The sequence below is a fragment of the Bacillus sp. AFS018417 genome (assembly GCF_002560985.1).
GTDB classification, from domain to species: Bacteria; Bacillota; Bacilli; order Bacillales; family Bacillaceae_G; genus Bacillus_A; species Bacillus_A rhizoplanae.
The window spans coordinates 203,495-216,230 of record NZ_NTTM01000004.1 but is presented as its reverse complement, the minus strand read 5'-3'; the positions used below and the strand labels follow the sequence as shown (position 1 = coordinate 216,230).

General features: G+C 37.6%; 13 protein-coding genes. 7 read left to right on the top strand and 6 right to left on the bottom strand.

Annotation, left to right across the window (positions count from 1 at the left end):
- The first annotated feature begins 4 nt into the window (after positions 1–4).
- Positions 5–3,133, top strand: a complete 3,129-nt coding sequence (locus CN326_RS03270) for an efflux RND transporter permease subunit (RefSeq protein WP_098306165.1) — start codon at positions 5–7, stop codon at positions 3,131–3,133.
- A gap of 239 nt (positions 3,134–3,372) precedes the next feature.
- Here the strand turns inward: CN326_RS03270 and CN326_RS03265 are convergent, their stop codons facing one another.
- Genes CN326_RS03265 through CN326_RS03255 form a run of 3 tightly spaced genes read right to left on the bottom strand, consistent with a single transcriptional unit; the run spans position 3,373 to position 5,233 of the window.
- Entirely contained in the window at positions 3,373–3,552 is a 180-nt protein-coding gene (locus tag CN326_RS03265) for a ComZ family protein (RefSeq protein ID WP_098306163.1), read from the bottom strand.
- A gap of 40 nt (positions 3,553–3,592) precedes the next feature.
- Positions 3,593–4,453: an NAD-dependent epimerase/dehydratase family protein gene (locus tag CN326_RS03260; protein WP_098306161.1), complete on the bottom strand. Its 861-nt coding sequence runs from the start codon at positions 4,451–4,453 to the stop codon at positions 3,593–3,595.
- Between the two features lie 48 nt (positions 4,454–4,501).
- Complete coding sequence (locus CN326_RS03255; protein ID WP_098306159.1) at positions 4,502–5,233, bottom strand: alpha/beta fold hydrolase; 732 nt, start codon at positions 5,231–5,233, stop codon at positions 4,502–4,504.
- Between the two features lie 155 nt (positions 5,234–5,388).
- Here CN326_RS03255 and CN326_RS03250 point away from each other — a divergent pair, with 155 nt between their 5' ends.
- Entirely contained in the window at positions 5,389–5,574 is a 186-nt protein-coding gene (locus CN326_RS03250; protein WP_098306157.1) for a YjzD family protein, read from the top strand.
- 37 nt (positions 5,575–5,611) lie between these two features.
- Here the strand turns inward: CN326_RS03250 and clpB are convergent, their stop codons facing one another.
- Positions 5,612–8,218: an ATP-dependent chaperone ClpB gene (gene clpB, locus CN326_RS03245; protein WP_098306155.1), complete on the bottom strand. Its 2,607-nt coding sequence runs from the start codon at positions 8,216–8,218 to the stop codon at positions 5,612–5,614.
- A 158-nt stretch (positions 8,219–8,376) separates the two neighbouring features.
- Complete coding sequence (locus tag CN326_RS03240) at positions 8,377–8,556, bottom strand: YjzC family protein (RefSeq protein WP_035437288.1); 180 nt, start codon at positions 8,554–8,556, stop codon at positions 8,377–8,379.
- 398 nt (positions 8,557–8,954) lie between these two features.
- On the opposite strand from CN326_RS03240, the gene CN326_RS03235 reads away from it, so the two are divergent.
- From CN326_RS03235 to CN326_RS03225, 3 genes are all read left to right on the top strand, one after another.
- Positions 8,955–9,764, top strand: a complete 810-nt coding sequence (locus tag CN326_RS03235) for a Cof-type HAD-IIB family hydrolase (protein WP_098306153.1) — start codon at positions 8,955–8,957, stop codon at positions 9,762–9,764.
- A 98-nt stretch (positions 9,765–9,862) separates the two neighbouring features.
- Positions 9,863–10,003 carry a hypothetical protein gene (locus CN326_RS03230; RefSeq protein ID WP_020059838.1) on the top strand — a complete coding sequence of 47 codons (141 nt, stop codon included), beginning with the start codon at positions 9,863–9,865 and terminating at the stop codon, positions 10,001–10,003.
- Positions 10,003–10,200 carry a DUF3813 domain-containing protein gene (locus CN326_RS03225; protein WP_098306151.1) on the top strand — a complete coding sequence of 66 codons (198 nt, stop codon included), beginning with the start codon at positions 10,003–10,005 and terminating at the stop codon, positions 10,198–10,200. The genes CN326_RS03230 and CN326_RS03225 overlap by 1 nt, the downstream gene beginning before the upstream one ends.
- A gap of 216 nt (positions 10,201–10,416) precedes the next feature.
- Here CN326_RS03225 and CN326_RS03220 read toward each other — a convergent pair whose 3' ends face one another.
- The gene (locus tag CN326_RS03220) at positions 10,417–11,274 is read right to left on the bottom strand and encodes a YitT family protein (RefSeq protein ID WP_098306149.1); all 858 of its coding nucleotides are present in this window, start codon (positions 11,272–11,274) and stop codon (positions 10,417–10,419) included.
- Positions 11,275–11,372: 98 nt separating this feature from the next.
- Between CN326_RS03220 and CN326_RS03215 the strand changes: the two genes are divergently transcribed.
- Both CN326_RS03215 and prsA read left to right on the top strand, forming a co-directional pair.
- Entirely contained in the window at positions 11,373–11,504 is a 132-nt protein-coding gene (locus CN326_RS03215; protein WP_098306147.1) for a DUF3941 domain-containing protein, read from the top strand.
- A 375-nt stretch (positions 11,505–11,879) separates the two neighbouring features.
- Entirely contained in the window at positions 11,880–12,731 is an 852-nt protein-coding gene (prsA, locus tag CN326_RS03210) for a peptidylprolyl isomerase PrsA (protein WP_098306146.1), read from the top strand.
- Positions 12,732–12,736 lie beyond the last annotated feature (5 nt).

The following is a 12,736-nucleotide window of genomic DNA, read 5'->3' as shown; positions in this document are numbered from 1 at the left end:
ACAGATGAAGAAGATTATTAACTTTTCGTTAAATAACAAGTTCGCAGTCTGGTTATTAACGATCATTATTACGATTGCAGGAATCTATTCTGGTCTTCGCATGAAGCTAGAAACAATCCCGGATATTACCACACCACTTGTAACAGTAACAACTGTTTATCCTGGTGCTACTCCAGCTGAAGTAGCAGAAAAGATTTCGAAACCAATCGAACAACGACTGCAAAACTTAAATGGGGTAAACGTTGTAAGTTCCTCTTCTTTTCAAAACGCATCTTCTATTCAAGTAGAATATAATTTTGATAAAAATATGGAAAAAGCAGAGACAGAAATTAAAGATGCACTCGCTGACTTACCTTTACCAGAAGGCGTAAAAGAGCCGAAAGTTTCTCGCCTTAGCATCAACGCTTTTCCTGTTATGTCATTAAGTGTGACAAGTAAGAATGAGTCTCTTGCACAGCTGACAAAACGAGTGGAAAAAGATATTGTTCCAGGCTTAGAAGGACTAGACGGCGTTGCTTCTGTTCAAATTTCAGGTCAACAAGTTGAAGAAGTACAGCTTGTCTTCAACGAAGAGAAAATGAAAGAATTAGGGCTAAGCGAAGATACAGTTAAGAACATGATTAAAGGTTCTAATGTTTCTATGCCGCTAGGACTATATACATTTAAAGATAAAGAAAAATCAGTTGTTGTAGATGGCAACATTACAACATTAAGCGCTTTAAAAGAAATGAAAATCCCGCTTATCCCTTCTACAAACCAAGGAAGTTCACAGGGACCAACTCAGGCGCAGCAGCCTAATATGAATTCCGCTGCAATGGGACAAGGATTGGCAATTCCAACTGTAGAATTGCAAGATATTGCCGACATTAAACAAGTTGGGAAAGCAGAGTCCATCTCGCGTACAAACGGAAAAGATGCAATTAGCCTTCAAATTGTAAAAGCTGCTGATGCGAATACCGTTGACGTTGTAAATGCTGTAAAAGATAAAGCACATGACTTCGAAAAGAAATTTGATGACATCGAAATTATTTCAACATTTGACCAAGGTGCACCAATTGAAAAATCAGTAAGCACAATGTTAAGTAAAGCTATTTTTGGTGCTATTTTCGCTGTTATTATCATCATGTTGTTCTTACGTAACATTCGAACAACGCTTATTTCCGTTGTTTCAATTCCACTTTCTTTATTAATTGCAATTTTACTATTAAAAGAAATGGATATTACATTAAATGTTATGACGCTTGGGGCAATGACCGTCGCTATCGGCCGCGTTGTTGACGATTCAATCGTTGTTATTGAAAATATTTACCGGCGCATGGCTTTATCCAACGAAAAATTAAAAGGAAAAGACTTAATTCGCGAGGCAACGAAAGAAATGTTCGTTCCGATTATGTCATCTACAATCGTAACCATCGCGGTCTTCTTACCGCTCGGTCTTGTTAAAGGAATGATCGGTGAACTATTCTTACCGTTTGCTTTGACAATTGTTTTCGCCTTATTAGCTTCTCTTCTTGTAGCTATTACAATCGTTCCGATGATGGCGCATTCTTTATTTAAAAAAGAAAGTACCAAAGAAAAACAGCAACATACTCACGAAGAGCGACCAAGTAAACTTGCTAATGGATATAAACGCCTTCTAGAATGGGTATTAAACCATAAAATTATTACATCTAGCATCGCGGTTTTATTATTAGTAGGAAGCATTGCTCTTATCCCAATTGTAGGCGTAAGTTTCTTACCATCTGAAGAAGAAAAAACAGTAATTACATCTTATAATCCAGCACCTGGACAAACATTACAAGATGTCGAAAGCGTTGCAACAAAAGCAGAAGATTACTTTAAGAAAAAGAAAGATGTAAAAACGATTCAATTCTCACTTGGCGGAGAAAACCCGATGAGTCCAGGTAACTCAAACCAAGCATTATTCTTTGTTCAATATAAAAACGATACAAAGAACTTTGAGAAGGAAAAAGAAAAAGTTGTTAAAGACCTGCAAAAGATGACAGACAAAGGAGAATGGAAAAACCAAGACTTCTCATCTAGCGGAAGCAGTAATGAAATTAAGTTATATGTATACGGCGACAGCTTACAAGAGATTGAACCTGTCGTAAAAGACATTCAAAATATCATGAAAAAAGATAAAACGTTAAAAGATATCGACTCTAGCCTTGCAAAAACATACGATGAATACACATTAGTCGCAGATCAAGAGAAATTAAGTAAGCTTGGGCTAACTGCTGCACAGGTAGGCATGGGACTTTCCGGCTCTCACGAACGCCCTGTCTTAACAACAGTAAAAGAAGATAACAAAGAGATGAACGTGTATGTTGAAGTTAAAAAACAAAATTACGAAAACATCGATGATTTAACAAATCGAAAAATCCAAACACCACTTGGCACAGAAGTGGCTGTAAAAGATGTTATGACCGTAAAAGAAGGTGAAACATCTAATACAATAACAAGACGTGATGGCCGCGTATATGCAGAAGTAACTGCAAAACCAACAACAGATGATGTAGCAAAAGCTTCTAGAAACATTCAAGAAGAAGTAAATAAGTTGGATTTACCATCTGGCATCGATGTTTCGATGGGCGGCGTATCTAAAGATATTCAAGAATCCTTTACACAGCTAGGCTTAGCCATGTTAGCTGCGATTGCAATTGTATACTTCGTTCTTGTTGTAACATTCGGCGGAGCACTAGCACCATTTGCGATTTTATTCTCGCTTCCATTTACAATAATCGGTGCCGTTGTTGCCTTATTAATTTCCGGTGAAACATTAAGCATCTCTGCAATGATTGGTGCCCTCATGTTAATCGGGATCGTCGTCACAAACGCCATCGTATTCATTGATCGTGTCATTCATAAGGAACGTGAAGGGTTTACAACACGCGAAGCATTACTAGAAGCTGGTGCAACAAGGTTACGCCCAATCTTAATGACAGCTATCGCAACGATTGGTGCCTTACTTCCACTTGCATTAGGCTTTGAAGGAAGCGGCCTTATTTCCAAAGGTCTTGGCGTAACAGTAATCGGCGGATTAACAAGTTCTACGCTATTAACGTTATTAATTGTACCGATTGTATATGAAGTAGTAAGTAAATTCAAACGAAAAAATAAAGTAGCCGAATAAAAAGCGAGACCTTTCCATCAAGACGGAAAGGTCTCTTTTACATATTCATTTTTCGACCGGTAAGTCACTTCTATGAGAATACAACATGACCGCTACTTGCTTTCTCCTTTTGTTTTAAGCCTTGCATGTGGCAGGAAAAGGCCCTGAACGTTTCTAGGCATAGCCAGATGCTCTTGCCCACCTAAAAAGAAAGCGGTTTTTATGTTGGTTTTTCAATTGGTATTTATATAGAAGTTATATTACTCTCCTGCGTCCGCTTTCCCAAGCTCATAAGCTTCACTCATAACCTTCATTAATAATTCCAATACAGGCTGTGCTTTTGCCATATCCAATGCAATACCGTTATCATCTAAAATTGCCTTTGCTTCCGGCAAATGTTTCATTGCGATTTGTAAAAACTGCATGTTTTTTTCGTTCATATTTTCTCATCCTTTCAACATCAAAGCTTTCTTCTCTAGTTTACCATGTGTTGCTGTCCTCATATAACTCCTTATATTGTTTTATATGAGAAATTTGACGTTGTAATCCGTCTGCTAATGCCATCTGATTTATAACAATCTTCTCTGTTTCCTCACCGTTTTGGCACTCTTTATGATGTATTTGAATTTCACCTGTTTCCTGTAATAGCTCAATGCCCTTTTGCCACTGATTTTCTTCCCCGCTGCAAAGAGAGTATATTTTGATCCCCGTCCTTTTTCGACCAAATTCATATAAACATCTAGCAACATCTTCAACATACAATAGGTCATATGCACATTCTTCTACGGGAACAGAAATAGTCTGTTGCTTTATTTGCGAAAGAATTAAATGCTGGTATGTCATAAACAACGGTTGCCACGGTCCATATACTGTCGGGACACGTAGTATGCAATAATCTGCACCACCCTTTTTTACTTCTCTCTCAATTTTTGAAAAAAGCATACTATTTTCATCATTGCTGCAAGCCTGATTCGATTCTATAGAAGATAAAACGATTAATTTTATTTCTTTTCTTCTGCAAAAACTCTCAAATCGCTTTACATATTGCAATATAGTACGTTCGTTTCGAAAATGCTTTTGCTGATTTGGCTCACATAAGCAAAAATACGCAGCATTAATATCCGCTTCCTCCAACATTGCCCATCCTTCATCACCCCGCAACGAAAAATACGTAAATAATGCATTACGGCCAATTAAACATAATTTTTCTTCATTCATCTTGGACATACTGTTCATATTATCAAAATCAAATGCGTATACTTCAACTTCTTCTTCAAGAAACTTTTGCACAAGATGATAGCCTATAAATGTTAACGCCCCAACAACAATTACTCGTTTCATTTTCTCTCCCTCCTCAAATGCACGAAAAGCTCCTTATGTATAGGAGCTTTATAAATCTTCATACCACTTAAAAAACTGACACGCATTTTGCGCTACTTTATATTTTATATCTTGTAGATGAAAGGATAATAAAGTTGGGCAATTCTCTTGCAAACGTTTCTTTTCATATTCCCTAAGCAACTGTTTTCGTTCTTTTTTTTCTTGAATAGAGACAAATATTTTTACCGGAACAGATGATGCTAAATACGGAAATGCTTTCCTTTCAATTTTCTGTTCTAGATCTGATTCTGTCGCATCATATGCTTGCATCAATTCACGAATTAACCGCTTATAAAAAAATTTGTGCTCTTTTTCAAGTTCAACATGTGCCGGTAAGTGAATACATGGATTAAACATGAGAACAGATCGAACACACTCTGGATATTGTTTCATCATTTGCAGGGCAACAAGCGCTCCCATTCCTTCTGCTATTATATGAATCTTTTCGTTCAAAATCTCCTTCTTCATGACAACATGATACAATCGCTTCGCCAAACGAACTGCCTGTTCATTCCCCCAATGTCTCCCAAATAAATTAGAAGAAAAAATCGTATAACCTTCCTTTCGCAATTCATTTAACAAGTGTAACCGACCTGCATGCTGAAGCCATAAACTTGTACCATTCTCAATAAAATAATTGTAATCACCTAGCAGTAATATACCGAATCCATTCGGCTTTTCCGGCAAGTGAATCACACATGGCTCTTGTTCTAAAAAGAAAAAACGTTCCGTAATACTCATACCTCTCCCGCCTTATATCACAACATCAAACTTACTCTTTTATAATGTATGATGCTAATGGCAATTTGCTTTGCAAAAACATCAAATATTTTTTTATATTCTTTTTAGAGTTATGTTACAATAAAAATAAATTGAACGAATAGAGGTGTGAAAAGATGCGTGTAATTTGGGCCTTTATCTGGTCGTTCCTGCTTGTGCAAATGATGAGCTACGTACTAAGCTCTATGACGCCAGGCGTTACATACGATTTCCAACAAGCGTCTATTTTTTCTGTAATTCTTACTGTACTTATAGTCGCACTGGGAGCATTAATCCCAAACGAGCCTGCACAGCAGCATTAATAAAAAAGAGTCCGGGAAATGATCCGGACTCTTTTTTTTAATCAACTTCTACAATTAACTCGTTATTTAATACATCAATTAATACATGACTATGATCTGTAATTGTACCTGCAATGAGTTCACGCGCTAACTTCGTTTCAATTTGACGCTGTACGTAGCGCTTTAACGGACGTGCACCGTACATTGGATCGAATCCCGATTCTACAACAAACTCTTTTGCTGCATTTGTTAATTCAACCGTAATATGACGGTCTGCTAAACGGCTTTGCAGCTCTTTCACAATTTTATCGACAATACCTTTTATCTCATTTGTTGTGAGTGGTTTAAATAAAATAATTTCGTCCACGCGATTTAAAAATTCCGGACGGAAATGACCGCGAAGTTGTTTCATCACAAGATCTCTTGCTTCATCTTGAATAGAACCATCTTCTCCTAATCCTTCTAGTAAATATTGTGATCCGATATTGGACGTCATAATAATTACTGTATTTTTAAAATCAACTGTACGTCCTTGCGAGTCTGTAATACGCCCATCATCTAACATTTGCAGTAAAATATTAAACACTTCTGGGTGCGCTTTTTCAATTTCATCTAATAAAATAACCGAATATGGTTTACGGCGCACAGCTTCTGTTAATTGTCCGCCCTCTTCATACCCGACATATCCAGGAGGCGCTCCGATTAAACGTGATACTGCATGTTTTTCCATATACTCCGACATATCGATTCGAATGATTTGTTCTTCGCTATCAAATAATGACTGTGCCAGTGTTTTCGCAAGTTCTGTTTTCCCAACACCTGTAGGTCCTAAGAAAATGAATGAACCAATCGGACGATTTGGATCTTTAATACCAGCACGGGCACGTAACACCGCATCTGCCACAAGACCGACCGCTTCTTCTTGTCCGATAACACGCTCTGATAAAATTTGCTCTAAACGAAGCAGTTTTTCACGTTCTCCTTCTACGAGCTTTGCAACCGGAATACCAGTCCAACGCGATACGATATTTGCAATTTCTTCTTCACTTACTTCTTCACGAAGAAGACGGTTATCTTCCTGCTTATTGGCATTTGCTTCTTCCGCTGCTTTTAGCTCTTTTTCTAGAGCTGGAATTTTGCCGTGACGAAGCTCTGCCGCCTTATTTAAATCGTAATTCCCTTCCGCTTCTTCTAACTCACGGCGCAAACGCTCCAGACTTTCACGTAAATCCCGTACTTTATGAATTTCTTCTTTCTCTTTTTGCCATTGCGCTCGCATTCCGCTCGCTTTTTCTTGTAAATCGGATAACTCACGCTGCAATGTTTGCAGACGCTCCTGACTTCCGCGGTCCGTTTCTTTACTAAGCGCAGCTTCTTCAATTTCTAACTGCATAATACGACGTGTTATTTCATCCAGTTCTGTTGGCAGCGAATCAATTTCTGTACGAATTGTTGCACATGCTTCATCAACTAAATCAATCGCTTTATCCGGCAAAAAGCGATCGGAAATATAACGATCTGATAACATCGCTGCGGCTACAAGAGCACGATCATGAATATTAACACTGTGATAAATTTCAAAACGTTCTTTTAAACCGCGCAAAATGGAAATCGTATCTTCAACCGTTGGTTCTTCTGCTAATACTTGCTGGAAACGACGTTCTAATGCCGGATCTTTCTCAATATATTTCCGATATTCATCAAGTGTCGTCGCTCCGATGCAATGCAGCTCCCCGCGCGCTAACATTGGTTTTAACATATTCCCGGCATCCATTGCTCCCTCTGTTTTCCCAGCCCCCACAATGGTATGAAGCTCGTCGATAAATAATAAAATCTTTCCTTCACTTTTTTTAATTTCATTTAAGACTGCCTGCAAACGCTCTTCAAATTCACCGCGGAATTTTGCACCCGCAACAAGCGCACTCATATCAAGCGCAAAAATAGTTTTATCCTTTAATCCTTCCGGTACATCTTTACGGACAATACGCTGTGCCAATCCCTCAACAATTGCTGTTTTCCCAACACCAGGTTCACCAATTAATACAGGATTATTTTTCGTTTTACGCGATAAAATGCGAATAACGCGCCGAATTTCACTATCACGTCCAATAACCGGATCAATTTTTCCTTGCCGTACTTCTGCTACTAAATCACGGCCATATTTTTGCAAAGCTTCATATGTTACTTCTGGATTTTGACTCGTCACTCTTTGATTCCCCCGAACTTCTGTTAATGCTTGTAATAACGCTTCTTTCGTAATACGAAGCGATGTAAACAACTGACGTATATCATTCGTTTTCTTTTCATCACAAAACGCAAGAAGAATATGTTCTACTGAAATATAATCATCTTGCAGATGCTGCGCTTCTTCTTCAGCTCTTACAAGCAGTTGCTGAAGTGCACTGGTAACATATACTTTCCCTGCTTCAATGCCGCCCCCTGTAACAGAAGGCTTTCGCTTTAACAAGCGCTCTGCCTCTTGCATAAGCTGATCTATATTTACATCCATCTTTTGAAAAATACGGATTGCTAATCCATCTTGCTTTTGAAGAAGCGCAACTAAAAGATGTACAGTATCAATTTCTTGATGATGATGCTTAGTAGCAATTGATTGTGCACTCATAATCGCTTCTTGAGTTTTTGTCGTCATTCGATTTAAGTCCATTACAGCCACAGCTCCTTTACACTTTGACTTTTTTTGACCTTTGATTTGATTATACGACAAATTACCTATTGTATTCAACGAAGATGACTTTATGACAAGCTTATTTTTTAAATCCATTTCGCCATAATAAATCCCGCAGCTTATAACTGCGGGATTTGTTATGGTCTTCTTTTATATGTCCATTGTCTGTTTTGATTTGTAACTCCTGGAAATTTATCTCCAGCAGAGAGCTTTACCATTTTTGGATCCTTAACCATACTTCCTGTTTCACCAATTTCAACGTATATGCCGTCGTTTGGTGCTTTTTGACCTGCTCGGAATCGATGACTTTGTCCCATATCCATTCTCCTTCCATTCCATCACTACATCTTTAGTATGTCCCATTTTAGAAAACCTTTTCTGTTATGTTTAGGAAACCATGCTCATATAATGAAATTACACATTTTAGCAGGAGATACATCAGTATATGTAGAAACAAAAAAAACTGGCCATAACGACCAGTATCAAAGGAGAGTCAAACAACTTATTACGAGAAGATTACACTCTCATTATAAACACGATAATCTGTTCATTGTAACCCTTTTCACAAATTGTACAAAATGAAAGAAACATTATTCGAACTTTCAGAAAACAACTTGACTTTTCCATTTACCAGTGACAAATAGTGGACAGCACAAGAATATAGGAATTAAGATGAATATAATACACAAAACTTTTTATAAAAGGTGAGAGACGCATGAAAAAACAACATTTAATTGCATTAGATTTAGATGGTACTTTACTTACAGATCAAAAAATGATTTCAGCGCGTACAAAACAAACTATTGCAAGAGCAAAAGAACAAGGTCATATCGTTGTTATTTCAACCGGTCGTCCATTTCGTGCGAGTCATGCATATTATAAAGAACTTGGATTAAATACACCAATCGTCAATTTCAACGGTGCATACGTCCATCACCCAATTGATAGGAATTGGGGAACACATCACTCTCCGCTTGAACTTGCTACTGCGCAAGAAATCGTTCGCGCATGTACGGATTTTGGGGTAGAAAATATTTATGCGGAAGTGATTGATGATGTATATGTAAAACAAATTGATGCAGATAAAAAACATATTTTCGAATTTGGTTCACCTAAAATTTTCACAGGTGATTTACTCGACATTTTACAAGAACACCCAACTTGCTTATTAATCGATGCACACGAGTCAAAATCAAATTCTATCCGCCAGCATTTAACGGATATGCATGCAGAGGTAATCGATCACCGAAAATGGGGCGCTCCTTGGCCGATTATTGAAATTGTAAAAAGCGGGTTAAATAAAGCAATTGGCTTACAAAAAATTTCAAGTTACTACAATATCCCAAAAGAGCATATCATCGCATTTGGTGATGAAGATAACGATTTTGAAATGATTGAATTTGCCGGACACGGAATTGCAATGGGGAACGCCATTCCAGAATTAAAATCATTAGCAAATCACGTGACATTATCAAACGAAGAAGACGGAATTGCTCTTTATTTAGAGGAGGTACTTGGATTGTAAGGCGAAAATTCCCTGCTTATAGTATGACGCCAAGCGCACATACTATAGGAGACACAGTAAATGTGTCAATGTTTTTCTGCTAAAAGGGGGAATTACGAATGGGCAAAAAGAATAAGTCAAAACGTTTCGTACAACAAGGGGCAGATTCTGTTATGCAGCATGACGCAAGATTCCCATACCGTGGTACACTAGCTGAAGCAGAAAAAGAACGAAATAACTCTTCTCTTGGAGGGTTCTAATGAGTAACTTACTGTTCCAACAAGCACGAGATGCTGTTGCACAAGCTGTATCTTGTTCAAACCATAGCGAACAACAAGCACTTGCTGATAAAGCGAAAAATGCTTTACTGTCCGCTTATACCAATTCTTCTACTGCCGAAAGAGTACAATTACGCGAAATGCAAGATGAACTTCAAAGCATTTCAGCAACGGAGTAAAGTGAAACTTCCATAAGTGGGGGGCTTTTCATCCCCACTTATGGAAAGCTCTCACCAATCGGGCTTTTATAGGCAGTTATCCCCCACCTAGCTTCTTCGCTTTTCTCTGAATCTTTAGGTAGGGAGCTTACAGCCCGCGAATAGCGGGATAAAACTTAACCGAGCAACTCCGACTAGACGAACGAATAAAAGAGGACCCAATATGGTCCTCTTTTATTACTCTTTACGGAACAATCCAAACACTCCAACCGTTTGGATAACGTTTGTGAATGCACCTGGATCTACTTTTTTTATAACCCTTTCTAACTCATACAACTCGTAGCGAGTAATAACAATCATTAACATTTCTTTATTTTCATTCGTAAACCCACCTATCGCTGGAACAGTCGTAATCCCTCGAACCAATCGTTCATGAATTGCCTTTCGCACTTCCGCTCCATTTTTCGTTACAATAAATGCAGTAATTTTCACATGGCGCGTATGGATGGCATCAATAATACGTGAAGATACATATAATGTCACTAGCGTATAGAGCGCCTTTTCCCAGCCATATAAATAACCGGCCGCTATAATAATGATGGCATTAAAAAAGAAAAAATACGTTCCAACTGGCTTATCTTTTACTCTGGATAAAATCATCGCAATAATATCTAAACCACCAGTTGAAGCTCCCCACTTCAAAGCAATCCCTACCCCTAACGCGGAAATGATTCCTCCAAAAATGGCATTTAAAATAATATCATGAGAGATCGCTTTTACTGGCACTATTTCTAAAAATAGCGTCATAAATACAACGCTTAAAAAACTAAATACAGTAAATGACTTCCCCACTTTTTTCCAAGCCAAAATAACAACCGGAATATTAAATAAAGCAAAAAGAAATCCTGTCGAAATATGAATTGACATAAAATCCGCTAACACTTGCGAGAGTAATTGTGACAATCCAGCGAAACCGCTGGCGTACACTTTCGCTGGTGTTAAAAATAAGTTCATTCCAATTGCATTCAGCAAACCAGCAACGATAACAACGACTAACTTTTTCACAAGTTCACTATAGTTCAGCTTTAAGTCCATATCTCCTAGCCCACCTTTATATGAATTGCATTGTATACATAGTCTTAACGAAAACGGAAATGATAAACGTACAACTGTTATGAAGGGAGTTGAATCCTATGCCTCACACAAGCGACAACGACAAAAAAGCGCGTGATAACAACGCCAAACGCACACAAAAAAATGAAGAACAGCAAAAAAATATACAGCAAGGAAAACTTGCTTACTCCAAAAAGACTGATCATCTATAAAGTGAAACTTCCATCAGTGGGGTTTTTTTTCATCCCCCACTGATGGTTAGTTGAACCAATCGGGCTTTTACGGGCAGTTGTCCCCCACCTATCTTCCTCGTTTCTCTTTGAATCTTAAGGTGGGGGGCTTACTGCCCGTTAATGCGGGATAAAGTGAAACTTCCATCAGTAGGCAATTTTCTAACTGACAGTTAGCAGAACTAATTTAGTTCTTATAATTCAGTCTTAAACCCTCTGTTTCATTTAGATAATTCCTCCTCGTACATCAACATTTTCGTTGATGTACTTTTTTATGCAAAAAACCACCTCAAATTCACATCATGTTCACTTCCTTTTTCTACAATAGTAATAACGATTTTTTGATGAGGTGTTTACATGAAACGAAGACAATTATTTATCGCTGCAGCGACGCTCGGCACATTAATGTTATCTGCATGCGAACCGAAAGATAGTTCTGATCCAATTGCAACTTCAACTGCTGGTACGGTAACAAAAGGAGAATTTGATCAAGCATTAAAAGAACGTTTCGGAAAAGATATGCTCTATGAAATGATGGCACAAGATATTATGATTAAAAAATACAAAGTATCCGATGAAGAAGTTGATAAAGAATTTAACAAAGTGAAAGATCAAGCAGGGGATAATTTCAAAACATTTCTTGAAAGTAATCGGATGAAAGACGAAGAAGACTTAAAAAAACAAATTCGTTCTAGCTTAGCCATCGACAAAGCAGTCAAGCAAACTGTAACAGAAAAAGATATAAAAGCACGGTATAAACCAGACATTAGAGCTAGCCAGATTTTAGTAAATGATGAAGAAACGGCCAATAATATAAAAAGACAACTGAACAGCGGAGCATCATTTGAGGAATTAGCAAAAAAATATTCCGAAGATACGGTTTCAAAAGACAACGGCGGAGATTTAGGTTACTTCGGCCCTGGAAAAATGGTACCCGAATTTGAAGAAGCTGCTTATAAATTAAATGTCGGTGAAATAAGTGAACCTGTAAAATCACCAAAGGGCTATCATATTATTAAATTAACAGATAAAAAGGAATTAAAGCCATACGATGAAGTAAAAGATTCGATTCGTAAAACGATTGAAAATGAACGTATACAAGATAATACGTGGCGCCAAAAAGTATTATCAGACGAATTAAAGAAAGCAAATATTAAAGTAAAAGATAGTGACTTAAAAGATACATTTACACATGCTCTACAATCATAAAAACA

Excerpts from the sequence above, each read along its gene's own strand:
- CN326_RS03270 (WP_098306165.1), top strand. The coding sequence starts at position 5 with ATGAAGAAGATTATTAACTTTTCGTTAAATAACAAGTTCGCAGTCTGG.
- CN326_RS03265 (WP_098306163.1), bottom strand. The coding sequence starts at position 3,552 with ATGAACGAAAAAAACATGCAGTTTTTACAAATCGCAATGAAACATTTG.
- CN326_RS03260 (WP_098306161.1), bottom strand. The coding sequence starts at position 4,453 with ATGAAACGAGTAATTGTTGTTGGGGCGTTAACATTTATAGGCTATCAT.
- CN326_RS03255 (WP_098306159.1), bottom strand. The coding sequence starts at position 5,233 with ATGAGTATTACGGAACGTTTTTTCTTTTTAGAACAAGAGCCATGTGTG.
- CN326_RS03250 (WP_098306157.1), top strand. The coding sequence starts at position 5,389 with ATGCGTGTAATTTGGGCCTTTATCTGGTCGTTCCTGCTTGTGCAAATG.
- clpB (WP_098306155.1), bottom strand. The coding sequence starts at position 8,218 with ATGGACTTAAATCGAATGACGACAAAAACTCAAGAAGCGATTATGAGT.
- CN326_RS03240 (WP_035437288.1), bottom strand. The coding sequence starts at position 8,556 with ATGGGACAAAGTCATCGATTCCGAGCAGGTCAAAAAGCACCAAACGAC.
- CN326_RS03235 (WP_098306153.1), top strand. The coding sequence starts at position 8,955 with ATGAAAAAACAACATTTAATTGCATTAGATTTAGATGGTACTTTACTT.
- CN326_RS03230 (WP_020059838.1), top strand. The coding sequence starts at position 9,863 with ATGGGCAAAAAGAATAAGTCAAAACGTTTCGTACAACAAGGGGCAGAT.
- CN326_RS03225 (WP_098306151.1), top strand. The coding sequence starts at position 10,003 with ATGAGTAACTTACTGTTCCAACAAGCACGAGATGCTGTTGCACAAGCT.
- CN326_RS03220 (WP_098306149.1), bottom strand. The coding sequence starts at position 11,274 with ATGGACTTAAAGCTGAACTATAGTGAACTTGTGAAAAAGTTAGTCGTT.
- CN326_RS03215 (WP_098306147.1), top strand. The coding sequence starts at position 11,373 with ATGCCTCACACAAGCGACAACGACAAAAAAGCGCGTGATAACAACGCC.
- prsA (WP_098306146.1), top strand. The coding sequence starts at position 11,880 with ATGAAACGAAGACAATTATTTATCGCTGCAGCGACGCTCGGCACATTA.